The organism is Stakelama pacifica (genome assembly GCF_004361835.1).
In the GTDB taxonomy this organism is placed as follows: domain Bacteria; phylum Pseudomonadota; class Alphaproteobacteria; order Sphingomonadales; family Sphingomonadaceae; genus Sphingomonas; species Sphingomonas pacifica.
In genome coordinates, this window is the sequence record NZ_SNWD01000018.1 from 32,130 (window position 1) to 55,859 (window position 23,730).

The 23,730-nt window shown below is 62.7% G+C and carries 24 protein-coding genes; 8 read left to right on the forward strand and 16 right to left on the reverse strand.

All coding sequences use genetic code 11. The annotated features are described in order from the left end of the window. The 10 genes from trbK-alt to EV664_RS17650 form a co-directional block, all read right to left on the reverse strand. On the reverse strand, positions 1 to 396 hold the full coding sequence (gene trbK-alt, locus EV664_RS17605) for a putative entry exclusion protein TrbK-alt (RefSeq protein WP_342353543.1): 396 nt from the start codon (positions 394 to 396) through the stop codon (positions 1 to 3). Next, entirely contained in the window at positions 389 to 1,135 is a 747-nt protein-coding gene (trbJ, locus tag EV664_RS17610) for a P-type conjugative transfer protein TrbJ (protein ID WP_133497034.1), read from the reverse strand. The genes trbK-alt and trbJ overlap by 8 nt, the downstream gene beginning before the upstream one ends. Further along, positions 1,132 to 3,585: a conjugal transfer protein TrbE gene (gene trbE / locus EV664_RS17615; protein ID WP_133497035.1), complete on the reverse strand. Its 2,454-nt coding sequence runs from the start codon at positions 3,583 to 3,585 to the stop codon at positions 1,132 to 1,134. The genes trbJ and trbE overlap by 4 nt, the downstream gene beginning before the upstream one ends. Before the next feature lie 6 nt (positions 3,586 to 3,591). After that, the gene (locus EV664_RS17620; RefSeq protein ID WP_133497036.1) at positions 3,592 to 3,855 is read right to left on the reverse strand and encodes a VirB3 family type IV secretion system protein; all 264 of its coding nucleotides are present in this window, start codon (positions 3,853 to 3,855) and stop codon (positions 3,592 to 3,594) included. Next, positions 3,855 to 4,169 (reverse strand): TrbC/VirB2 family type IV secretion system protein, encoded by a 315-nt coding sequence (locus EV664_RS17625; protein ID WP_133497037.1) that lies wholly within the window; start codon positions 4,167 to 4,169, stop codon positions 3,855 to 3,857. Before EV664_RS17625 ends, EV664_RS17620 begins: the two co-directional genes overlap by 1 nt. Continuing rightward, entirely contained in the window at positions 4,166 to 5,095 is a 930-nt protein-coding gene (gene trbB / locus EV664_RS17630) for a P-type conjugative transfer ATPase TrbB (protein ID WP_133497057.1), read from the reverse strand. Before trbB ends, EV664_RS17625 begins: the two co-directional genes overlap by 4 nt. 306 nt (positions 5,096 to 5,401) lie before the next feature. Then, positions 5,402 to 5,683: an HU family DNA-binding protein gene (locus tag EV664_RS17635; RefSeq protein WP_373287535.1), complete on the reverse strand. Its 282-nt coding sequence runs from the start codon at positions 5,681 to 5,683 to the stop codon at positions 5,402 to 5,404. Continuing rightward, positions 5,646 to 6,197, reverse strand: coding sequence for a hypothetical protein (locus EV664_RS17640; protein ID WP_133497038.1), 552 nt, complete (start codon positions 6,195 to 6,197; stop codon positions 5,646 to 5,648). Before EV664_RS17640 ends, EV664_RS17635 begins: the two co-directional genes overlap by 38 nt. 22 nt (positions 6,198 to 6,219) lie before the next feature. Next, positions 6,220 to 7,245 carry a PIN domain-containing protein gene (locus EV664_RS17645; RefSeq protein ID WP_229668348.1) on the reverse strand — a complete coding sequence of 342 codons (1,026 nt, stop codon included), beginning with the start codon at positions 7,243 to 7,245 and terminating at the stop codon, positions 6,220 to 6,222. Between the two features lie 50 nt (positions 7,246 to 7,295). After that, a complete protein-coding gene (locus tag EV664_RS17650) occupies positions 7,296 to 9,056 on the reverse strand; it encodes a hypothetical protein (RefSeq protein WP_133497039.1) in 1,761 nt (586 codons plus the stop codon). 131 nt (positions 9,057 to 9,187) lie between these two features. On the opposite strand from EV664_RS17650, the gene EV664_RS17655 reads away from it, so the two are divergent. Next, positions 9,188 to 10,315, forward strand: a complete 1,128-nt coding sequence (locus tag EV664_RS17655; protein ID WP_162848899.1) for a restriction endonuclease — start codon at positions 9,188 to 9,190, stop codon at positions 10,313 to 10,315. A gap of 58 nt (positions 10,316 to 10,373) precedes the next feature. Here the strand turns inward: EV664_RS17655 and EV664_RS17660 are convergent, their stop codons facing one another. Continuing rightward, entirely contained in the window at positions 10,374 to 11,573 is a 1,200-nt protein-coding gene (locus tag EV664_RS17660) for a tyrosine-type recombinase/integrase (RefSeq protein WP_133497041.1), read from the reverse strand. Positions 11,574 to 11,702: 129 nt separating this feature from the next. Then, the gene (trmB, locus tag EV664_RS17665) at positions 11,703 to 12,383 is read right to left on the reverse strand and encodes a tRNA (guanine(46)-N(7))-methyltransferase TrmB (protein WP_133497042.1); all 681 of its coding nucleotides are present in this window, start codon (positions 12,381 to 12,383) and stop codon (positions 11,703 to 11,705) included. Positions 12,384 to 12,539: 156 nt separating this feature from the next. Between trmB and EV664_RS17670 the strand changes: the two genes are divergently transcribed. The 4 genes from EV664_RS17670 to EV664_RS17685 all read left to right on the forward strand — a co-directional run bounded on the left by EV664_RS17670 (position 12,540) and on the right by EV664_RS17685 (position 17,590). Beyond that, positions 12,540 to 14,618, forward strand: coding sequence for a catalase (locus EV664_RS17670; protein ID WP_133497043.1), 2,079 nt, complete (start codon positions 12,540 to 12,542; stop codon positions 14,616 to 14,618). Then, positions 14,615 to 14,893, forward strand: a complete 279-nt coding sequence (locus tag EV664_RS17675; RefSeq protein WP_229668347.1) for a UvrB/UvrC motif-containing protein — start codon at positions 14,615 to 14,617, stop codon at positions 14,891 to 14,893. The genes EV664_RS17670 and EV664_RS17675 overlap by 4 nt, the downstream gene beginning before the upstream one ends. A 133-nt stretch (positions 14,894 to 15,026) precedes the next feature. Further along, positions 15,027 to 15,542, forward strand: coding sequence for a GAF domain-containing protein (locus EV664_RS17680; RefSeq protein WP_162848900.1), 516 nt, complete (start codon positions 15,027 to 15,029; stop codon positions 15,540 to 15,542). Beyond that, positions 15,539 to 17,590: a putative bifunctional diguanylate cyclase/phosphodiesterase gene (locus tag EV664_RS17685; RefSeq protein WP_133497045.1), complete on the forward strand. Its 2,052-nt coding sequence runs from the start codon at positions 15,539 to 15,541 to the stop codon at positions 17,588 to 17,590. The genes EV664_RS17680 and EV664_RS17685 overlap by 4 nt, the downstream gene beginning before the upstream one ends. Before the next feature lie 76 nt (positions 17,591 to 17,666). Here the strand turns inward: EV664_RS17685 and metK are convergent, their stop codons facing one another. Both metK and lnt read right to left on the reverse strand, forming a co-directional pair. Beyond that, complete coding sequence (gene metK, locus EV664_RS17690; RefSeq protein WP_133497046.1) at positions 17,667 to 18,890, reverse strand: methionine adenosyltransferase; 1,224 nt, start codon at positions 18,888 to 18,890, stop codon at positions 17,667 to 17,669. 70 nt (positions 18,891 to 18,960) lie between these two features. Then, complete coding sequence (gene lnt / locus EV664_RS17695) at positions 18,961 to 20,508, reverse strand: apolipoprotein N-acyltransferase (protein ID WP_133497047.1); 1,548 nt, start codon at positions 20,506 to 20,508, stop codon at positions 18,961 to 18,963. A gap of 104 nt (positions 20,509 to 20,612) precedes the next feature. On the opposite strand from lnt, the gene EV664_RS17700 reads away from it, so the two are divergent. From EV664_RS17700 to EV664_RS17710, 3 genes are all read left to right on the forward strand, one after another. Beyond that, a complete protein-coding gene (locus EV664_RS17700) occupies positions 20,613 to 21,038 on the forward strand; it encodes a VOC family protein (RefSeq protein ID WP_133497048.1) in 426 nt (141 codons plus the stop codon). A gap of 14 nt (positions 21,039 to 21,052) precedes the next feature. Next, positions 21,053 to 21,355, forward strand: coding sequence for a polyhydroxyalkanoic acid system family protein (locus EV664_RS17705; protein WP_133497049.1), 303 nt, complete (start codon positions 21,053 to 21,055; stop codon positions 21,353 to 21,355). Between the two features lie 85 nt (positions 21,356 to 21,440). Continuing rightward, the gene (locus EV664_RS17710) at positions 21,441 to 21,698 is read left to right on the forward strand and encodes a hypothetical protein (RefSeq protein WP_133497050.1); all 258 of its coding nucleotides are present in this window, start codon (positions 21,441 to 21,443) and stop codon (positions 21,696 to 21,698) included. On the opposite strand, the gene EV664_RS17715 is transcribed toward EV664_RS17710, so the two are convergent. Both EV664_RS17715 and EV664_RS17720 read right to left on the reverse strand, forming a co-directional pair. After that, positions 21,668 to 23,032 (reverse strand): PQQ-dependent sugar dehydrogenase, encoded by a 1,365-nt coding sequence (locus EV664_RS17715; RefSeq protein ID WP_133497051.1) that lies wholly within the window; start codon positions 23,030 to 23,032, stop codon positions 21,668 to 21,670. The two genes, EV664_RS17710 and EV664_RS17715, sit on opposite strands and share 31 nt — an antisense overlap. Positions 23,033 to 23,134: 102 nt before the next feature. Continuing rightward, positions 23,135 to 23,629 (reverse strand): hypothetical protein, encoded by a 495-nt coding sequence (locus tag EV664_RS17720; RefSeq protein ID WP_133497052.1) that lies wholly within the window; start codon positions 23,627 to 23,629, stop codon positions 23,135 to 23,137. Positions 23,630 to 23,730: the final 101 nt, after the last annotated feature.

Sequence of the window (23,730 nt, forward strand, 5' to 3'; positions counted from 1 at the left end):
TCAGTGCTCCAGCGGATGAGAGGGTGTAGAATCGCCTGTGGGCGCGCGCGGCACGGCGGACCCGGCCGGCTGGCGGTCAGCAGGCGGAAGATAGCTCCGGCTATCGCCCATGAAGCGGCGCCGGTTCACCTCCCAGGCGGCCTGGCAGCGCGCATCGACGGTGTCGGCCGGCAGGGTGCGGCACCGCGCCAGCTCGATACGCAGTGGATCGACGTCGGCCGGTGCAGTCGTGTCCGGCCCATCTCCCACCGCATAGCGCGACGGAGGCGGCGTCTGGTCGCGCATCGCGACCAGGGCGACCATGCCAGTCATCGCCACCGCGGCGGCGATCGCTACCGATCGCCAGCCGAGGCACGGCAAGCGGCGCCCCACCGATTGTGTCCGCGCCTCAGTCACGGAACAGCGTCACGCTCTGGGGGACGTAGCCGCGCCCGGGCGCAAGGAAGCGGCGGGTCTGCTCGCGGCCCTGCGCCTCGTCGGCCGCGGCGCGCGCGGCTTGAACCGCTGCGGCACGCGATTGCGCCGCCACCATCGCGGTCAGGTCGGCGAGTTGGCGCGTCTCGAGCGCCAGCAACTGATTGCCGGCCTGTGCCGCCTGCAGCGCGCCCGTCGCGCTTTGGCTGGCGGTGACGAGGGTCGAAGCCTGATCGCGCGTGCCATCGATATTGCCGGTGACCGTCGCGCCGGTGCGCAGCGCATCCTGATAGGAGGCCAGCGCGTCGGTCCACCGCGTCTGCGCGTTGGCGACGAGATCGCCCGACGACGTAGCGGCGAGCGAACCCGAGGGGTAGCGCTGGCTGAACACCTGGTCGATGTTCTGGACGTTATAGGCGATCTGCTGCGCTTGCTGGATCAGCTGGCGGGTGCGGTCGATGTCACGCTGGATGCTCGACAACATGCTGGTTGGCAGATTGGCGAGGTTGCGTGCCTGGTTGATCAGGCTTTGCGCCTGATTCTGGATCTGAGTGATCTGGTTGTTGATCTGCTGCAGGCTGCGCGCTGCGGTCAGCACATTCTGTGCATAGTTTGTGGGGTCGTAAACGATCCCACCGAACTGCGCCTCGGCCGGTGCGGTGGCCATCAGCGCCATAGCACCGGCGCCAATGGCGAGAATGGATTTGCGGAAGCGGGTCATGCGAACGTCTCCTGGGGTTCGAGGGATTCAGGGATGAGATGGTCGGCGGCCCATGACAGGCCGCGGTGGCGCACCCAGGCCGCGGCAAAGCCGTCAGGGCCATGCGCTTCGAGCAGCGCCGTGATCGCGCCCAAATCGGTGCGCGACGACGCGGCGGCAAAGGCCAGCGCGACCGGCCCGAGCCCGAGATCGAACAGCCGGTTGCCAAGCGCCGACTGGCAATAATAATCGCGCTTGGGCGTGGCGCTCGCGATGATCTCGATCTGGCGATCGTTGAGCCCGAAGCGGCGGTAGACGCCCATGATCTGCGGCTCGAGCGCACGCTCGTTGGCGAGAAACAGACGTGTTGGGCAGCTCTCGATGATGGCGGGCGCGATCGCCGAGCCTTCGATATCGGCAAGGCTTTGCGTGGCGAAGATGACGCTCGCATTCTTCTTGCGCAGCGTCTTCAGCCATTCCTTGAGCTGGCGGCCGAACAGCGGATCGTCGAGCGCGAGCCAGCCCTCGTCGATCAGGATCAGGGTTGGCCGCCCGTCGAGCCGCCGCCCGATGCGGTGGAAGAGATAGGCGAGCACCGCCGGCGTGGCGGGCGCGCCCACCAAACCCTCGGTCTCGAAGGCTTGAGCGTCACTCTCTCCGAAATGCTCGACATCGCCATCGAGCAGGCGCCCATAGGGACCGGACAGCGTGTAGGGCGCGAGCGCACGCTTGAGGCCCGAAGCCTGAATGAGCACCGTGAGCCCCGTGAGCGTGCGCTGCGCGACAGGAGCATCGGCAAGACTACCCAGCGCCGTCCAGAGATGCTCCTTCACCTCGGGCGTGATCGCGAATTCCTCGCGGGCGAGGATCGCCGCGAGCCAGTCAGCCGCCCAGGCCCGTTCGTCGAGCTCATCGATCCGCGCCAGCGGCTGCAGCGACACCGGCGCGGCATTGCCGCCGAGCGCCCCGCCCAAGTCATGCCATTCGCCGCCGACGCCCAGCGTCGCCGCGCGGATCGAGCCGCCATGATCGAAGGCGAATATCTGCGCATCGCAGTAGCGACGGAACTGCAGAGCCATGAAAGCGAGCAGCACGCTTTTGCCCGAGCCGGTGGGACCGACCACCAGCGTGTGGCCGACATCCCCGACATGCAGCGAGAAGCGGAATGGTGTCGCGCCTTGCGTGCGGGCATGGAATAGCGGCGGCGCATTGAAGTGCGCGTCCCGGTCCGGACCGGCCCAGACCGCCGAGACGGGCATGATGTGCGCGAGATTGAGCGTCGAGACCGGCGGTTGGCGGACATTGGCATAGGGGTTGCCAGGCAGCGAGCCAAGCCAGGCCTCGAGCGCATTCAGCGTCTCGGCGATGCAGGCGAAATCGCGGCCACGGACGATCTTCTCGATCGCCTGAAGACGCAAATCGGCGTCCCGGGCCGTGTCGCCCAGCACCGTGATGGTGATCGTGACATAGGCGTAGCCGGCGATATCGGCGCCGAGATCCTGCAGGGCGGCATCCGCCTCCGCCGACTTGTTGGCGGCGTCGGTATCGACCAGCACGCTCGCCTCGTTGGTCAGCACCTCCTTGATGATCGCAGCCAGGCTCTTGCGCTTCGAGAACCACAGCCGGCGGATGCGGCCGAGCATCCGCTGCGCCGACACCTTGTCGAGACAGATCGCGCGCGTCGTCCAGCGGTAGGCGAAGCCGAGCCGGTTGAGCTCGTCGAGCATCCCGGGAACGGTCGATGCCGGGAAGCCTGTAATGGAGAGGCAGCGAAGGTGCTTGCTTCCCAGTTGCGGCGTCAGACCGCCCACCAGCAATTCGTCGGCGAGCAGCGCATCCAGATGCATCGGCGTTTCGGGCACCGCGATGCGCTGATCGTGGGTCGAGATCGTCGAATGCAGGTAGGTCAGCGTCTCGGCATCCGACAGCCAGGCGGCCTCGGGCATGACGCCCTCTATCATGTCGAGCAGCCGACCCGTATCACGCTCGAAATCTTCGAGATGGTCGGCCGCTGTAGCAACGCCCTCAGCGCCGCCTTCGTAGAACAGCGAGGACGCCTTCGCCGTATCGTCGGCCGGGGGCAGCCATTGCAGCGTCAGATAGAAAGCGCTGGTGAAATTGGGGTGGGCGATATCGCCGCCCTCGAACTGGTCGCGCCGTTCCTCGTCGATCAGCGCGGAAACCGGATCGGCAAAGCCGTCCGACATCGGATAGCCGGGCGATGGCTTGCGCTGCGCTTCGACATAGATCGCCCAGCCGGTGCCCAGCCGCTTCAAGGCCGAGTTCAGACGGTTCGAGGTGGCGATCAGCTCCGACTGCGTCGCGCTGTCGAGGTCGGGGCCCCGGAAGCGGGCGATGCGCAGGAAGCTGCCATCCTTGTTGAGGATGATACCCGGCGCGATCAATGCGGCCCAGGGCAGGAAGTCGGAAAGCCGGGAAGCCCGGCGGGCATGTTCGCGCAGGAACATCATGGCAGGTCAGCTTTCGAAAAGAGTGGGTAGTGCGATGTGACGGCGCGCGACCGGAAGGATCTGCGCGTCACGGCGCGCGGCGAAGACCGCGAGGCCGTGGCCGACCACCGCCATCACGATGCCGGCGATCCAGAGACGGAGCCCGATGCCGATCGCGGCGGCGAGCGTGCCGTTCACGATCGCCAGGGCGCGGGGGGCGCCCGCCAGCAGGATCGGTTCGGCGAGCGCCCGATGCACGGGCGCCGCGAACCCGGGCAGATCCTCCTGCATCAGACGAGCGCCCCGCCGCCGAAGCTGAAGAAACTCAGGAAGAAGGACGACGCGGCGAAGGCGACCGACAGACCGAACACGATCTGGATCAGCTTGCGGAAGCCGCCCGACGTGTCGCCGAACGCCAGCGTCAGGCCCGTGATCACGATGATGATCACGCCGATCACCTTGGCGACCGGACCCTGGACCGAGTCGACGATCGACTGGAGCGGCGTCTCCCAGGGCATGCCCGATCCGCCGGCCCAGGCGGGCGAAGAGGTGAGAATCGCGGCGGCGGCGAGGCCGGCGCGCTGAAGTTTCTGCAAACGGGTCATGAGACTGCTCCTGTGGCGGGGTGGATGGTGAGAAGGCGGTAGCTGCCGTCGGACTCGAGCCCTTCGACCCGGACGAGCTCGGACAGCCGACGCTCGGGCCCGCGGCCCGTCAGCACCGCGATCAGGTCGATCGTCTCGGCGATCAGTGCGCGGGGCACGTGGGCGATCGCTTCCAGGATGAGCTGCTCGAGGCGGTGCAGCGCCGCGGTGGCCGTGCCGGCATGGATCGTACCGATCCCGCCGGGATGACCGGTGCCCCAGGCCTTCAGCAAGTCGAGCGCTTCGGGGCCACGGACCTCGCCGATCGGGATGCGATCGGGGCGCAGCCGCAAGCTGGAGCGCACCAGGTCGGTCATCGTGACGCCGGGCGCGGTACGCAGCGCAACCACATTGGCGGCGTCGCAACGCAGTTCGCGCGTGTCCTCGATCAGAATGATCCTGTCGCTTCCGCCAGACGCGACGCCGAGCAGCGCGTTGGTGAGCGTCGTCTTTCCGGTCGAGGTGCCACCGGCAACCAGTATGTTGGCGCGGTCCTTCACCGCTTCGGCCAGATAGGCAGCGGCTGTCGCCGTCATCGTACCCGCCGCGACATAGTCGGCGAGCGCCAGCGGTAGGCTCGCCGGCCTGCGGATCGAGAAGACCGGTTCGGTCACCACCGGCGGCAACAGGCCCTCGAACCGCTCCCCACCTTCAGGGAGTTCAGCTGAAACGCGCGGGGAGCCGCGATGCACCTCGGCGCCGACATGGTGGGCGACCAGCCGGATGATGCGCTCAGCCTGCAGCGGGCTCAATTGCTCTTGCGTCGCTGCGATGCCGCTGTCGAGATGATCGACCCAGAGCCGGCCATCGGCGTTGAGCATAATCTCGGCGACATTGGCGTCATCGAGCCATGCGGCGATCGCCGGGCCGAGTGCGCTTCGCAACATGGCGGTGCCGCGTGCGTAGACGATAGCCGATGGCTGGGTCACTTCAGGTCTGTCTCCGTTGATCGAGGCCGCATCGGCGGCGTCGGAGACAGGTAAAGAATGCGATTTTCGGGGGCTTACAACAGCATTCCGTGGCCATCGTGGTGCCGGCGGTTGCCGGCTAAATTAGGGCGTGGCGGGTTCGCGCGAGCCGGATCAAAATCGCTGCGGATCGCTTCCCGTGGTGGACTGACGAAGGCTCTCGCCTGGGGCGATTCGCCGTTGAAGACGGGACGGGATAACCCGGCCCGAACAACTTCGGGGCTGTCAGCCGTTGAGCTTGTCCTTGATCGCATTGGCCGGCGTGAAGCCGAGCTTCTTCGACGCGGCGATCTTGATCGGCGCACCCGTCCACGGATTGCGGCCTTCGCGAGCAGGGCTTGGCTCGACGGCAAAATCACGGAAATCGATCTGCTGGTCACTCCGACGACTCGCACCTTCTCGATCGAGGAGATCGGCGGAAGCTGCCCGGTCCAGAAGGCCTTGGCGCTTTAAGACGAGCGGCGCTCGGTCAGGTACTCGGTTCCGCCTCGGCGGCCGCGATGGCAGCTGCCATATGGCCCTCGATCCACTCGGCGGTGATGCCGTAGCGCTCGCGCAGCGGCTGCATGAACGCCTCCAGCTCGGTGTCGATCGCCGAAAACCGCTCGATGATCGCCTCACATTCCGCGATCATGCGCGTCCGGCCGGCCTTGCCAAGAAAATCCTCGTCATGCTCCCGGAAGAAGCGGTGCGCGAGATGGTCGCGCTCGATCTTCGCAGCGCGCAGGCGGACCATCAGATCGTCAGGCAGGGCAAGCGGCTCCAACGCTCGCAGCATGTTGCCGAACGTCTTGGCCAGCTCGACGTCATAGGCGTGATCGAAGGCGACCTCCCATGCCGTCCTGTCACTATGCTCCCGCATGGTGGAGAGCATGCGCGTGACGATGACGGCATTGACCATTCCATGCTCGAGCACCTGCGCTTGGTACATCGCAAGGCCGTAGCGCGAGTAGACCTCCCGAATCTGGATCGAGTCCTCGTCTTCGGCGGGCCAGATTGCGCCCGGAGGAAAGCCGTCCATCCGCCTCAATCCTTCGCGCAGGTCATGTGTCGAGCATGTCCCACTCGTCACCCAGGATCCAGCGCAACGCACTCAGCTTCCCGTTGAGCATGCCCCATTCGAAATCCGACCAGGGGCCGCCGAGGTTGTCGAGGCCGACCTCCTCTTCCGTTCGCTTCGCGGCCTCCAGCGCACCGGCCCAGACGGTATCGAGGATCTCGCCAGGCTTATAGGGCGAGCGAGAATAGTCCTTTTCGGCCACGACCTTTTCGCGACCTTCCTCGATCGCGATCCGCGTATTCCAGTGCCGGTTATACCAGATCTGGCGAAAGAGCAGATGCTCGGCCTCGAGGATCTCGGAAATCCGGCGCGGCTCCTGTTGCCATTCATAGTCGAACTTGAGCTCTTCCATCCATTCCGGTGCGAAATCGTTGAGAAGCTCGGCGAGATTCAGCGCGTAAATCGAACCGGTGCCGTCGAACAGCCCCGCCAGATCCGGGTGGGGGCGGCGCTCATCCACGCCCATATTGCTGAAGTCCTGCTTGTTATGGGTGACGAAGGCCAAAGCCTCGCCGTCCGGCTTGCCGGCCAGCGCTTCGGCATAGAGCTCGATGAGAATAGCGTCCCCCATGCTGTTCTTGCTCTTATGGAAGGGCGCGCGCTTATCGAGGGCGCGTTCGGCCGCGAGAAGCTTCGCCGTGTTCGAAGTCTCGATGATCTTCGCCGCTGCAAACAGCGCTTCGACCTTTCCGATCGAGTCGTTCACAGCGCTGCCCAGCGTCGTGATTTGGTGATCGGCATCGTCCAGCTGCGACAGCGTCGCCTTGCGATCCTCGCCGCCAAGCGCGGTCAATGCGTCTTTGACCCGGCGGATCGTGGAGGACAGGCTTCGGCCGGCTTCGGCGACGATCCGATCCTTGTTCCGCGCGAACTCCTCGACGACCTGTCTCGGAACGATCAGCTCAACCGCGTCGCTCTCCACCATCTGCTGAAGCGCGGCGATCGTCGCGCGCTGGCGATAGTCTTTCGCGACGTCGAGCCAAACGCACGTGTCGACGAGGATGCGCAACTTGATGCCTGCCTCGGCATCAGGGGGCGTTTCGGGATCGTTTGTCGCTGTCATGACCCTTCACCCTCGGCTTGGCGGCCGCTCTTGCGATGGTCGGCGACGACGATATCCGGCGGGCGATGCTCGAACGTGTCGAACGGGTGGTAGCCGTCGGAGATAAACGCCTCGACCATCGCTCCCAGCTCGGGATCGCTGCGCCAATGCCCTTGCAGAAACTCCATCAGCGGGCCGGCCGTGACAGCCTCATAGGCAACGGTCAGCGGTCCTAACGGAAATTCGACCATGGTGGTGACCAGCGCCGCGTCGGCATGTTCCGCGTAGGTCGCCAGGACATGCTGGATCAGCGCCATGTCGCCGTCCGATCGCCGAAGCAGCCGCTCGAGCGTCCGGAAATTGATCACCTTGGTACTCTCGGCACCGAAAAACATGCCGGCGTTGTCGGAGGTGATGACCAGATGATCGAGCGCGACGACGAAGCCTTCAAAGTGCGGATGGCCCTCCTTGGGCAGCATGCGCGACAGGAAGCGGATGCCGTCCTCGGTCTTGATGAAGCGCTTCAGCGCTTCAACCTGCCGGAAGGCCTTGGACACGCTGTCCTTGTTGAGCACCTTCAGCTGGTCCTTCGCCCAGCGCGGCGGCACGGGACATTTCAGCTCGCACACGAAGATCACATAGCCGAGCGTCGGCTCGACCGAGATCACCAGTAAGTCGACATCAGGGAGCGAAGCATCGAACTCCCGCAGCGATACCTCGCTATGGCAGATGAACCCTTGTGCCTCCCAACCGGCCTTGACCCGTCGGACGAAGGCGCTGCCGATCTCGTTGCTCACCTGCTCGAGGAAGGTGTTCGGGCGTCGCTGCGCGATCACTCGAAGCATGTTCACCAGGCCTTCGGCGACCGCGAAGTGATTGGGGCGCATCACGATGCGGCGCTCGCCGCTGCCCTCCCGCATCAGGCTGAAGTAGGTCGCGTCAACCCGCGCAGCCGTGGCGTCCCGGTCGTACACGAGATCTTTCAGGATAAGTCGTCCGACTTCGGGTGGAACGCCGAGCTCCTCGTTCATGCCGTCGAGCAGCCCATCTTCCGGCATGTAGATCGCTCCGACCGCTTCCTGCGATCGAGCCAGGTAGCGATGGTACAGCGCCTTCTTCAGAAGCTCCCCGTACACTCTCAGAAACTGGTGATAGCTGTAGCCCCCTAGATCGATCTGACTGTCGGAGGCGATGAGAGAGAAATAGGCTGCGAGCTTGAGGTCAACTTCCTCCTGTATGAGCGGCTCGGCTGCCATCAGGTTGGGCGTCACTACGCCCTCTGGCTCATCCTTGAGCAGGCGCATGATCTCGTCGGAGCGATTGAAGTCGCGAAAGTGATGCTGCGACCCAAGCACCTGGTCGTTGTGAACCGTGAAGAACTGGCGCGGGATCGATTTGTCCGCAAAGCGGATCTCGACCCTGCTGTCCTCAAACGACCAGTCCATCGAGCCCGGCACGTTGTACGAGTAATAGAGATACTCGCGGAGCATGTAATAATGCTGCGTGAAGGCAAGATCGTCCATGATCTGTCGAGCATCGGCTTCCCGCGACATCTCGGCCTCATAGCCGTCCGTGCCCGCCACGAAATGGCTTGCGAGGATCGCGTAACCGCGCTCGATCCATTCCGCGCCACCGGGCCCCTTTCCGAACGCGCCGATCTCGTAAATCTCGGAGGCTAGGCCAAGCGCGCTCGTGCTCGACCAACGCAGGCTCGGCAGTGCGGCCAGTGCCTTGTCGAGCTGCTGTTCGAAATCCCGTAACTGCGATTTTTCGACCACCGCTAACGCCGTTCATTGTTCGCACTACCGACGACCAATATCGGAGCGGCGCGGCACGGTCGATTACTCTCGCTGGATCGCCGCGCGGTTCAAGTTGATCTCACCGGAGACGGATGATTTATGCTGCCGCGATGACCCGCACGCTCGAAGAACAATGGCGGCAACCGATGCTGCCCGGCTATGTCCGCAACGAGCCGGTCATGCAGAATTTGCTTGATGCGGTCGGTGACGGTGATCGCATCATTGAGCTGGTCGGGGCGCATGGCACGGGCAAAACGACCCTTCTCAAGGCGCTGGTGCACGAGCGGCCAGATTTGTTCGATGGCACGATCGAATATTTCGGCGGGAGCGAGTCCTTCCCGCTCATGGAAGCCGTCGATGTCATCGCCGACCGATTTCGCAAATCCGGCGGCCGAAACCTTCTCGTCATTGACGAGGGGGAGCGAATGGATCGAGGCGACCTCCTGGAAGGCATCAACCGGCTTGGCACCGGCCCATGGCGGTTCGCGACCATCGTCGCCACGACCGAGCCTCTCGATGTCGGCCACGCAGTCCATGTGCTGCCGCTGAATTTCAACGAGATGGGGGATCTCCTTGAAGCCCAGCTAGGCGAGCATTTATCGCCCGACATTCTCGGCAAGCTGTGGGCGGCATCGCAAGGCAAGCCGCGCCTCGCCAATATCTTGGCGCAACGCTGGCTGGCCGGCGGCGTGCGTGACTTCGACGCGCTCGCGAACCTCTTCAACCCGCTCGCCGTGCCGGGGCTGGTCGATCCCTATGGCCGCCCTCTTGCGCAGGGCGGCCACGAAGAGAAAACGATCATCTCGGACGTCCGGTTCGTCAGCGACGAACTGCTCAAGGCGGTGAAAAGCGATCCAAATCTTGTTCACGCTCTTACGCCTCGCGAGTTCGAAGAGCTCTCCGCCGAACTGTTCCATCGACAGGGATATAAGGTCACGATCACGCCGCAGACCCGAGATGGCGGCAAGGACCTCTACCTCGCCAAAGCCGACGGCTTCGGGTCATTCCTCTACATCGTCGAATGCAAACGCTATGCGCCCGACAACCCCGTGGATGTCGGCGTCATCCGCGCCCTGTATGGCGTCGCTCAGCATGAGCGCGTTACCGCCGCGATGACCTTGACCACCTCCTACTTCAGCAAGGACGCGGCCGATTTCGCGGCGGAAGTGCAATATCAGCTCGCGCTCAAGGATTTCGTCGATCTCAAGCTGATGCTTGAGACGCCCGCCAACCGGTGAAGTGCGCGCCTTCAGATTATGCGGCGATCCTTTCCGCCGGCGCGCGGCAGGCCGATTCCTACGATGCCAATATCGCCGTGATGTGGTCATTCCACACACGCAACGCCTCTCGCTTCTCATCTTTCCAGTCGTGTCGCTGATAGATCCCGGCAACACCGGATCGCGAAGCGCCAACATGATTGAGGACCGCTTCGGTAACCTCGAAGCGAACGCCTAGCCGTTGGAACCCTGTCGCCAGCGTTCGCCGCAGGTCATGCAGGCGCCAAGGCGGGAGGGCGTCGCCACCGTCACCCGCCACAAGCTTGTCCAGCTTCGTTTTGCCCTTCGAATAGGCCGTAAAGCCCGCTCCGCTGGAAGTCGGAAACACCCGTCCGCGGCGCGGCCAGGTTTCGCCCCTCGCAACCTCATCCAGCACCGCGATCGCCAGGTCGTTCAACGGTACCATGTTGAGCTCGCCATTCTTCGCGCGCGCACCCGGCAGGCGCCATTCTCGCTCTGCACGGTTCAGCTCTTCCCAAACCAGGCTGGTCACCTCCTCGCGACGCTGCCCGGTTACGATCAGCAATCGCACGATCGGTCCGAAGCAGCGATGCGTCCGCGGAGTTTGCTTCCAGATCCGACCAAGCTCCGCATCGCTGAGCCATCGCTCGCGCGCGGTGACGGCAGGCGGCGTCTCCATGCCTTCCATTGGGCTGCGGTCAATATCGCCGCGACTCACCGCCCATTTGAACAGCCGGCGCAGTACGGCGAACACGTTACGACGGTTCGCGGCTTGATCGTCCGGCATCCTATCGAAAACCGAAACGATGTCCGCGCGCGTGAGCTTGGGGAGAGGCTTGTCCTTCAGCACGGGCTTCGCGTGAAGCCGGAGCGATCTGATCACCAGCGTCTTCCATCCCTTGCCCACGCACGATTTCGCAAAGTGGTCCGCATATTTCGAGAATGCCAGGTCGACTGCCTCGCGACGGCGCTGATGGTCCGCTTCAACCGGATCGAAACCTTGGGCGACAAGACGGAGCAGGCGGCCTGCCTCCTCTCGGGCAGTCGCCGGCGTCCACGGCGAGCCATGCGCTCCGATCGTATAGCGCTTGGTCTTCGATTCCCGGCCGCCCATCCGGTATTGCACGATGTAGGAGGCGGCTCCCGTTGAGCTCGTCCGAAGCCCGAAGCCCCTCAAATCTTCATCCCACAGGTAGCCGGTAACGCCGCTCAGAAGGAGCGAGTCCAACGTCCGCTTTGTGATTTTTCCGGTGGCCATTGCGATACCTCAGGTACCACATTTGTAATCACCGTACAATCACCGTGGCGGATATCGTCGGATACGCCTTCGCACGATCGGCGATTTAACATTCAGAAAAACAAAGATTTCTGTGATTCCTGATTCGGCCTAAATCCGCCGGTAACGGAAGTACCAGACCTCATGCCCCTTTGTCCGTGCCTTGCGCTCATAACGGGTTTCGGGCCAGTCGGCGGGGCGGGTGAGGAAATCGCGCGGTGCCTCTGCCTGCCACGCAAAGTCGCGGCGCTGGTTCATGATCATCATCGACCAGCGGCAATAGGTCGGATCGTCGGTGCCGAGGCGAAATTCGCATCCCGGTTTCAGCTTGGCCGCGATCATGTCCAGCGGCCCGTGATTCATCATGCGCCGCTTGGCATGGCGCGCTTTGGGCCAAGGATCGGGGTGCAGCAGATATAGCCGCTCCAGGCTGGCATCAGGCACCCGCGCCAGCACTTCCAGCGCATCGCCCATATGAACGCGGACATTGTCGATTGCCTCGTCGCGGATATGGCCGAGCGCGCTCACCATGCCGTTCAGAAACGGTTCGCAGCCGACAAAGCCATAGCCGGGCCGGGCGCGCGCCTGCCCTGCCAGATGCTCGCCCCCGCCAAAGCCGATTTCGAACTCCATCGGCCGGTTATCGCCGAACAGCCGCTCTGCCGTGATCGGGCCATCGTCGGGCACGCTGACCTGCGGCAACAGGGTATCGACCAGCTCCTGCTGGGCGGTACGCAATTTATGCCCCTGACGGCGACCATAAAGACGGCGAAGGATGGTGGGATCGTTCATGGCCGCAGCGGCTAGAGCCAACCGCTCGTCCCATCAAGCCGCGGCTTCGTCCTTTTCTGAATAGCCGGGCGATTTTTCCGTGAACTTAGTAGCTTGCGCTTTGTTGGTCGCGCGAACGGCTGTGCCGCCGCCACTCGCCATGACGAAGGATCCCCCATGACCGACGACCTCAACCTCGACAAGGGCGGTGCGCCGCGCCAGACGACCGAACAAGGTTATGAAACGCTGACCACGCAGCAGGGCGTGGCGGTTTCGGACGATCAGAACCATCTGAAAGCGGGCGAGCGCGGCCCGATGCTGATGGAAGATTTCCATTTCCGCGAAAAGATGTTCCATTTCGACCATGAGCGCATTCCGGAGCGCGTGGTCCATGCCCGCGGCTATGGCGCGCATGGCTATTTCGAACTGACCGATGATTGTTCGGATGTGTCGATGGCGCATATCCTGACCAATGTCGGCGAAAAGACGCCTGCATTCGTCCGCTTCTCGACCGTCGCCGGGAATAAGGGCTCGCCCGACCTTGCCCGCGATGTGCGCGGCTTCGCGGTGAAGCTCTACACGCAGGAAGGAAACTGGGACATTGTCGGCAATAATATCCCGGTATTCTTCATTCAGGACGCGATCAAATTCCCCGATCTGATCCATTCGGCGAAGCAGGAACCCGATCGCGGTTTCCCGCAGGCGCAGACCGCGCATGACAATTTCTGGGACTTTGTCTCGCTGAGCCCGGAATCGATGAACATGATCATGTGGATCATGTCCGACCGCACGATTCCCCGCTCGTTCCGCTTCATGGAAGGGTTCGGCGTTCACACGTTCAAGCTGGTCAATTCCGAAGGCAAGCCGACCTTCGTCAAATTCCACTGGAAACCGAAACAGGGGCTTCAGTCGGTTGTGTGGAACGAAGCACTGAAGCTGAACGGTGCCGATCCCGATTTCCATCGCCGCGACCTGTGGGATTCGATCCAGTCCGGCGATTATCCCGAATGGGAGCTCGGGCTGCAGCTATTCGACGAGGAATTTGCCGAGAAATTCGATTTCGACGTGCTCGATGCGACGAAGATCATTCCCGAAGAACTGGTGCCGATCCGCAAGGTCGGCCGGCTGGTGCTCGACCGGGTGGTCGATAATTTCTTCGCAGAAACCGAGCAGGTTGCGTTCTGCACGCAGAATATCGTGCCGGGCGTCGACTTCACCAACGATCCGCTGCTTCAGGGGCGTAACTTCTCCTATCTCGATACTCAGCTGAAGCGGCTGGGCTCGCCCAACTTCACGCATATTCCGGTGAACGCCCCCAAATGCCCGTTCCGCAATTTTCAGCAGGACGGCCATATGGCGATGCATAACCCCAAGGGCCGGGCCAATTACGAGCCGAATAGCTGGGGCACCGAAGATGGCGGTCCGCGTGAGGACCCGAAGCGCGGCTTCAAATCCGTGCCCGAGGAAATCGAAGGGCAGAAGCTGCGCGTCCGCCCCGAACGCTTTGCCGACCATTACAGCCAGGCACGCCAATTCTATATCAGTCAGGCGGAAATCGAGCAGAAGCATATCGGCGATGCGCTGACCTTCGAACTGTCCAAGGTCGAAACGCCCGCGATCCGCGAGCGGATGGTGTCGCATCTGCGCAATATCGATGAGGATCTGGCAAAGACGGTGGCCAACGGCCTTGGCATTGATCTACCCAAGGCGGCGCCCCCCGCGCGGAAGCCGATCACCGATTTGCCGGCATCCGACCCCTTAAGCATCGTCAAAAACGCGCCGAACAGTTTCAAGGGACGCAAGCTCGGCATCTTCGTCACTGACGGGGCCGATGCGGGCCAGCTCGACGCGCTGAAAAAGGCAGTTGAGGCAGCAGGCGGCATGACCGAACTGGTCGCGCCAAAGGTCGGCGGCGTGAAGCTTTCCGATGGCAAGATGATGCCCGCCAAGCAGAAGATCGATGGCGGGCCGTCGGTGCTGTACGATGCCGTTGCGCTGCTTATTTCGGAAGCGGGTGCAGACAAGCTGAAAAAAGACGCGCCGACCCGCGACTTTATCGCCGACGCCTTCGCCCATCTGAAATTCATCGGCTATACCCCGGCAGCGATGCCGCTGATGGAAAAGGCGGGGATTGCGGACAGTCTCGATCAAGGCTGTGTGAAGCTCGACGGCGCAAGCGATGCAAAGAACTTTGTCGATCTGCTGCCCAGGCTTCGCGTCTGGGATCGCGAGATGAAGGTGGATGTTGACGCTTGAACGACCGACCCGACTTTTCCGCAATCGAAAAGGCGATGTACGAGGCCGCCGCGCGCGAGGATTTCGCCGCGGCGGCCAGCCTGCGTAACCGCCTGATGATCGCCCGACAGACCGGCAGCGATCCGGGCGAGGGCGATTATTCGGGTATCGCGCGTCCCGAACCCGGCAAAATGGGGCTGGGCAGTCAGGCACCCGGTCGCCGCGCGCCTGAGGGATGGAAAAGGCCCGAAAAGCCCGATCCGATGACGAAGGGACGGAAATCCGGAACGCCGTAGGAAGCGGCTTTTATACCGGGCATTTTTCGGTTGCCTGAGGATGCAGTGCTGCAAAATTACGGTATTTTTTATTTGCGCTACATCGGTAATCACCTGCCAGAATGATCTACTCGTGTCTGAGCAGGAGGGAATCGTGCTGAGCAGGTTGCTGCACGAGCGCCGCCGGCGCATTTTTGCGCAGCGTATCGGGGTCGGTTCGGATGAGCCGCCGATCGCACTGCTCGATCGACTGGTGGAGCGGGCGGCAAACGCATTTGGCAGCGATATGGCCGCGATCTCGATCATCGAGGGAAAATATCAATGGTTTCGCACGAGCATCGGCGTGGGCGATGGCGGCAGTCCCATGGCGCGCAGCGATAGTTTTTGCACGCACACCATCAAGTCGCCCGATGTGATGGAAGTTGTGAATCCCAATGATGATCCGCGCTTTGCGCAGTCCTGTCTGGTCCGGGCGGGAATGCGCCTGAAATATTATATCGGAGCGCCGCTGATATTGACCGACGGACTGGCCGTCGGCGCGCTGTGCGTACTGGATTGCAAACCGCATTCTGCCGCATCCGCCGATCAGCGCGCATATCTGGCGGCGCTGGCGCGTCAGGCTGCGAACGAGATTGAGATCATGTCCTTTTCGCGGCTGGTGAATATATGATTTCCGTGGCCCGATGTATCGTTGAGGACCATGATCCGTGGCTCGTCGTGCTGGCATTGGCGATCAGCCTGCTGGGTTCGGCCGCGATGGCGAAATTATTCACCCGGCTGCGCGGCGTGGACGGGGCGCAGCGTTATGGCTGGTTGCTGCTCAGTTCGGTCAGCGCAGGCACATCGATCTGGTGCACCCATTTCATTGCGATGATCGCTTATGAGACCAGTGCGCCGGTTCGCCTCAATTCGGTCCTGACGCTCATTTCGCTGCTGATCGCGGTCGTCGCCGCGGTGCCGGGAATCGCACTCGCGACGACGCGCTTCCGCTGGAGCGGGATCGCGGGCGGAGCGGTGGTCGGGCTTGCGATATCGGCGATGCATTATACCGGCATGGCGGCATATCGGATCGACGGTCTGGTGACCTGGAACTGGCGTTACATCTTTGCCTCGATCCTTTCGGCCTGTGTGTTGAGTGCGATAGCCTTTCATTGTCTGCGCCTGCCCGGCCGCGACAAGATGCTGATCGGTGCCGGCTTTTTTTCGCTGGCGGTGATGGTCCTCCATTTCACCGGCATGACGGCGATGCACGTCGTCGTGCTGGACATGGGAGATCACGGCATGAACGCAGCCGCTCTCGCGGGCCTTGCGATTGCCACCGCGCTTGCGGCGCTGCTCGTCATCGGTTGCCTGATCGCAGCTGCGTTGATCGATCAGCAGCGGCAGGATGAAACGTTCCGGCGTCTGCGTCGTATGGCGCTGCACGATCCGCTGACCGATCTTCCCAACCGCGCCAGCTTCAATGACGAACTTGCCCGTCGGCTACGCCGCAAAGGCGGTACGGAGCATATGGCGGTCATCATGATCGATCTGTCGCGGTTCAAATCGGTCAACGATGTGTACGGCCATCAGGGCGGCGATCAGCTGCTCGTGGCATTGTGCGCGCGCTTTACCGGCGCGATCCGCGATAATGAGCTGATAGGCAGACTGGGCGGCGACGAATTCGGTGCGCTGGTCTCTTTCGATGATCGCGCCGATCTCGACGATTTTCTCGTTCGGTTGCAGGGATGTCTCTCACCCCCGTTCGCGTTTGACAGGTTCGATGCGTCGATCGGGGCGAATATCGGTGTGGCGATCGCGCCGCAGAACGGCAACAGCGCGGATGTGCTGCTCGCCAATGCTGATCTGGCGATGTATCGGGGCAAGGCCGAACGCGTTTCCGAACCGTGTTTTTACGACGCGGCGATGGATGAAGCGGTGCGCGAGCAGCGTAACCTTACCAGCGACCTGCGCGCCGCGATCGGCACCGATCAGTTCGTGCTTCATTATCAGGTGCAGGCGAGGGGCGATGGCGATATCGCGGGATATGAAGCCCTGGCCCGCTGGACCCACCCCGCGCGCGGCACGGTTTCGCCGGGCCATTTCATTCCGCTTGCCGAACAATCGGGAAGCATCGTTCCGCTCGGCAACTGGATTCTGCGCCGCGCCTGTCTTGAAGCGGCGAAATGGCCGGAGCCGTTTCGGGTTTCGGTCAATGTCTCGCCGCTGCAACTCGCCGATCCGATGCTGGTGTCTACCATTCGCGATGCGCTGGACGAGAGCGGCCTGGCACCCGACCGGCTGATCATCGAACTTACCGAAAGCGCGATCATCCGCGATCGCGAAGCCGCGCTAAACGCGCTCAGCGCGATCAGGGACATGGGGGCGGGCCTCGCGCTCGACGATTTCGGCGTCGGCTATTCCTCGCTCGACGTGCTGCGCTCCTTCCCGTTCGACCGGATCAAGCTCGATGCTTCGTTCGTGTCGCAGATCGAAGAGAGCAGACAGGCCGTCGCGATCCTGCATTCTGTTGCAGAGCTCGGCAAGTCGCTGGGAATGGTGGTGGTGGCTGAGGGTGTCGAAAGCGCCGAACAGTTGCGCATCGTCCTCGAAAATGGCTGCGGCGCCATTCAGGGCTATCTGATCGGTCGTCCCGCCCCTGATCTCGCCGATCCGGAAGCGGTTCGCGCGACGGTACGGCGTTCGAGGCTTCGCGACCGCAACACGCTGGTCCTCTGAGCTCACCGCCCTTCGTGAAAAAAAAGCGGCGATCCGTGGGGGATCGCCGCCTTTCCTGTCTTGCGGGGCCGAAGCCTCAGCCTGCCGTTTCGGCGGTCAGCGCCTGTTTCAGATCTTCGACCAGATCGGTGCGTTCCCAGGGGAACATATCGCCTTCGGCCTTGCGTCCGAAATGGCCATAGGCTGCCGAGGGGCGATAGATGGGCTTGTTGAGCTGAAGATGCGTGCGGATGCCGCGCGGGGTCAGGCCGCCCAGCTTCGGATTGGCGCGGATCGCGTCTTCGATTTTAACTTCATCGACCGTACCGGTGCCGTGCGTGTCGACATAGATCGACAGCGGCTTGGAAACGCCGATCGCATAGGCAAGCTGAATCGTGCAGCGGCGGGCAAGCCCGGCAGCGACGATATTCTTCGCCAGATAGCGGGTGATATAAGCGGCCGACCGGTCGACCTTGGTCGGGTCCTTGCCCGAAAACGCTCCGCCGCCATGCGGGGCTGCGCCGCCATAGGTGTCGACGATAATCTTGCGCCCGGTAAGGCCTGCATCCCCGTCCGGGCCGCCGATTTCGAACGTGCCGGTCGGGTTGATGTGATATTCGGTCGCGTCCGAAAGCAGCTCGGCGGGAAGGATGTCGGCAATGACGGCCTTCACATAGTTTTTCAGCTCGGCTTCCTTCTCGCCCTTGTCATAGCCCGGCGCATGCTGGGTCGACACGACGATGGCGGTGCAGGCGACCGGACGGTCGTCCTCGAACCGCAGCGTGACCTGACTCTTGGCATCAGGCTCCAGGAAAGGCGCCTTGCCCGATTTGCGGTCGGCGGCCATCCGCTGCAGGATCTTGTGGCTGTAATCCAGCGTGGCGGGCATCAGGTCGGGGGTGTCGGCAACGGCATAGCCGAACATGATCCCCTGATCGCCTGCGCCCTCATCCTTGTTGCCGCTGGCATCGACGCCCTGTGCGATATGCGCCGACTGGCCGTGCAGATAGTTCTGGAATTCGAACGTTTCCCAGTGGAAACCGTCCTGCTCATAGCCGATTTCGCGAACGACATTGCGCACGGTCGTCTCGATCTCGTCGAGCGCGCCCGGTGCCCATTCGTCATTTTCATAGACGCCCTTGCAGCGGATTTCGCCCGCCAGCACCACCCGGTTGGTGGTGGTCAGCGTTTCGCAGGCGATGCGCGCTTCGGGGTCTTTCGAAAGGAACAGGTCGACAATGGCGTCGGAAATCTGGTCGGAAACCTTGTCGGGATGACCTTCGGAAACCGATTCGGACGTGAAGAGGTAGCTCGAACGCATGCAATTCCCTCTGCTTGGGCATGAAAGCGACCCGTAACAGGTCGATATAAAGAAATCGTTATATGACGGTTTAATGCGTTCGGCGGCGAATGGCAACGCCCGCAATCGCAAACATCGCAGCGACAATGAACGCCATCCAGTTGCCCATCCGCGCGAAAACCGTGGGTGCGCGGGGCAGCGGCAGGGGCGCCTCTGCAACGCCCTCGACATGCCGTGGTACCGCCGACACGATCCGCCCGTCGGCATCGATAATCGCTGAGATGCCGGTCGGCGTTGCGCGCAGGATCGGAAGGCCTTCCTCGATCGCGCGCATCCGCGCCTGCGCCAGATGTTCGGGCGGCCCCCAATTGCCGAACCATGCATCGTTCGACGGGTTGAACAGGAAATCGGGGCGGTCCTGCGGGTCTACCACTTGTCCGGAGAAGATGATTTCGTAGCAGATTTGCACGCCCGCTTTGCCGAAACCGGGAATGGCGAGCGTGCGCGGGCCGGGGCCGGGGATGAAATCGATATCGCCCATCACCAGCCGGGCAAGGCCGAGCGGCTGGAGCAGCGGACGCATCGGCAGATATTCGCCATAGGGGACCAGATGCGCCTTGTCATAGCGGCCGGTGATCTTCGCATCGGCGTTCAGCACGAACACGGAATTGCCCGCGCCGGTCAGCTTGTTATCCGCGTTGAAGAACAGCGCATTGCCGCCCAGCAGCGCGACGTCGCGCGGGCCAAGCTTGGCGGCGATCGCGGTTCGGATGGCGCGGGGATTGCCCTCCCAATACCATTCGGGGGGATAGCCGTCCTCGATATAATAATTCACCATGCCTTCGGGCCATGCGATGATCCGCGGGCGCTTCCCCGGTTCGCCGGACAATTCGCGAAGCTTTCGAAGCACGCGCAGCGCATAATCATCGTCATGCGCGGCTTCCTGCCCGATATTGGGCTGGACGACGCGCACCAGCGGCTGGCTCTGCGGCGGGGCGGGAACCCGGTCGAGCGAGCCGATAAAGCCGGTGATGAGCAGGGCAAGCGTGGTGACGAGCGGCATGCGCCATTGCCGATGGGCAAGCAGCAGCAACGCGCCCGCCGCGGCCACTGCCACCCCCGACAGCGCATAGGTGCCGATCAGACCCGCCGCCTGCGCCACGCCCCAGACCGGCAGCCAGATCATCCCGAGCGGGTTCCACGCATAGCCGGTGAACATTTCCGCGCGCAGCCATTCGGTGACGATCCATGCCGCGCTCGCCATGAAGACAAAGGCCGGGCCGGGAACCGTGCCGCGTCTGCCGAACCGCCATGCGAGCCCGCCCGCAAGCATCGGATAGACGGCGAGGTACAGCGCCAGCAGCACCACCGCCAGATAGCCGAGCGACGGCGGCATCTTCTCCTGATAATCGAAGGCGTGCTGAATCCAGTTGTTGCCGACCGTGAAATGCGCGACGCCGAACACCCAGCTGCGCAGCAACGCGGCCTTCAGCGTCGGTGCATCATGCACCAGCGCCAGCCACAATGCGAAAGCGAGCAGCGCGAGCGGCCAGAGCGACCATGGCGCGAATCCGGTTGCGGAGATCAGTCCTGCGATCAGCAGCGACCAATAAGGATGGCGGAGAAGGGCACGCATCATGGCTGGCGGATATCGCGCCGTCCGCCGCCGCTGGCAAGGCATACAGCGCCGCGTTCGGCAAAGCCCCTATCGAAACCGGTGCGCGCTGCGCTAGGGTGCGGCGCATGGCAGCTATCCGACCCTTTCATCTCGCCTTCCCGGTACACGACCTCGATGCCGCGCGGCATTTCTATGGGGAGGTGCTCGGCTGTGCCGAAGGGCGCAGCGCCGATCGCTGGATCGATTTCGATCTGTTCGGGCATCAGATCGTCGCGCATCTCGACCCCGAAGCGAAAGGGGGGGGGACAAGCAACCCGGTCGACGGCCATGATGTGCCGGTGCCGCATTTCGGCGTGGTGCTGACCATGGCCGACTGGGAAGCGCTTGCGGACCGGGTGCGCGACGCCGGAATAGCGTTCGGCATCGAACCGCATATCCGGTTCGCCGGACAGCCGGGCGAGCAGGCGACGATGTTCTTTCGCGACCCCAGCGGAAACGCACTTGAGTTCAAGGCGTTTGCCGATGACGCGATGCTTTTCGCGACTCAATAGGAGCAGTTTTCGCAATGGCCGATCCGATCACCGTCGATATCCCGCACAAGCTGGACCGCGCCACTGCGCGCGAACGGCTGGAAAAGGGGATCGGCAAGGTTGCCGACATGATTCCCGGCGGTGCGGTTACCGATCATCGCTGGGAAGGCGATACGGTGTTCTTCACGGTGGAGGGCATGGGGCAGCGCGTCGCCAGCCGTATGGATGTGGGCGAGGAAAAGGTGCATGCGGTCATCGACCTGCCGCCGATGCTTGCGTTGTTCGCCAACAAGATACGCGAGAAGCTGACCCGCGAAGGGCCGAAGCTGTTGAAATAAAGGGAGGGCGCTGATGTCCCGCCGCCACCGTTCGCATCGCCGTCGCCGGCCCCGCTTGTTGGTTTCCGGCAGGGGACTTGCACTCGTGTCGCTGGGAATCGCCGCAGCGATGTTGTGCGGACTGGTACTCGGGCAGTACACCACCTCGCATATGCGCCGCGACTTCGCTTATGGCTATGACGTGCCTGACGCAGGCTCAGCAAAGCGCCGCGCCGTTGCCGACTATGAAACGCCGTCTCCTACCCGCGTCGGGCAGGATGCGGCGTTCCATGCGAGCGTTACGGGCGACGAAGCCGCTGACTTCGACTCGGTCTATTTTCCCGATCCGTCCGACGGCGGCTGAGCCGACGCGCCCGATGCGCTGACCCGCCAGATCGTGTTGCCGACATCATCGGCGACGAGCAGGCCGCCCAGCGCGTCGGTGATCACGCCGACCGGGCGGCCATAAGCCTCGCCATCGGGGCTCAGAAAGCCGGTGAGCACATCCTGCGGCTTCGCGCCGTCCACGGGGAACCCTTTGGCGGTAAAGGGCACGAACACGACCTTATAGCCCGATACCGGCTGGCGGTTCCACGACCCGTGCTCGCCAATGAATGCGCCCCGGGCGAAGCGCGGCCCCAGCCGGGCATCGGCAGCGAAGGCGAGGCCCAGCGGCGCGACATGCGGTCCCAGCGCATAATCGGGACGCATGATATATTGCATCAGATCGGGGCGGCGCGGTTCGACGCGGCGATCCTCATATCCGCCCCAATAGCCCCAGGGCCATCCGAAGAACGCCGCGAAATCGACCTGGGTCAGATAATCGGGCGGCATGTCCGACCCCATCATGTCGCGTTCGTTGACCACCGCCCAAAGCCGTTTGGTCACCGGATTGAGTGCCATGCCGGTCGCGTTGCGAATACCGGAGGCCCAGACGCGGAAGCTCTTTTTCTGCGGAAACACCTCAAGGATCGTGGCGCGGTTCTTTTCCGCGTCCATCCCGTCCTCGGCGATATTAGTTGCCGATCCGACCGACACCCACAGGCTGTCGCCCTTCGGATTATACAGGACATTGCGCGCCCAGTGATTGCCGCCGCCGGGAAGGTCGATGATCTTTTCCGGCTTCGCGCTGATCTTCGTATCGCCCTCCTTATACGGAAAGCGCAGCAGCGCATCGGTATCGGCGACATACAGGTCGTTGCCGACCAGCGCCATGCCGAAGGGCGAGTTGAGCCCGCTCAGGAACACGCTGCGCTGATCCGCTTTGCCGTCGCCATTGCTGTCGCGCAGCAGCGTGATCCGGTTCGCCGACGGCACGCCAGCGCCCGCTTTGTCCATCAGATGGTTCATCACCCAGCCGGTGATGCCGCCCCCTTCGCGAGGCGGTGAATTGGTTTCCGCCACCAGAATGTCGCCGTTCGGCAGGCGATAGAGCCAGCGCGGATGGTCCAGCTTGTCGGCAAAGGCCGCGACCTGCAGTCCCTTTGCCGGGACAGGCGTCTTACCCGCGGGCCAGCCGACCGCATCGGCGACCTTGACCGTGGGCACCGTCTCGTCACGCGGCGGCGAAAGCTGCGGCACCCGGCCGGTAACGGCATCAACGGGATAGCGGGCGATGTCGGGCTGGAAAAGCCATATCCCCGCGGCGACCAGCGCCAGCACGAAGAGGCCCGACAGAATAAGGATATGTCTGCGCATGGCCGCAGGATAGGCCAGCTATGGCGCGCTTCAAAGCGGGAATTGAGGGCGTTTCAAACCAACTTAACGAACTCGCGAGAGGGCTGATGCTTTATGCCTTAGCTAGGAAAGAGTTCCACTTAAAAGGCCACGGGCTTGATCGATATAAAAGATAAAATCGCTGGCGTCAGAAAAATAGTTTCTGAAAGCCGTGCGCACGTCGTGCCTATTTCCTCTCACCAATACGATATCCTTTTCCGTCCCGGCGTGCTCCTTTTCCAATTCGAAAAGCACTGATATCGCTTGAGTCGCGTCTCTAAATGTCTGTATTTCCATTGGAGCGTCTTCGGAAAAGATAAGGATGATATTATGGTTCTTCCCGCCCTTGATATCAGCGCTGGCATCTAACTCGCGCAGCATATCCATAAGACCGAGTTGACGGTCTAACTCGTCAAACTCAACTACCAGATCATTATCGTCCATGTCAGGAAGAGGTCCTTTTTGGTTCTCCCATGCTCTAGCGATCATTTCGCTTGCAAACGTTAGCGCCTGTTCATAGCGCTTATCACCTTGCTTGAATTTCGGATTACTTTTTGTGATTAAACCAACGACTTCCACGCATGTCGTGGTCTGAGCCCCTAGATTTCCTCCATTGATAGGTAGAGTCCGGCCTTCGACAAGGAGACGGACGAATGAAGCGATCGAGGTTCAGCGAGGAG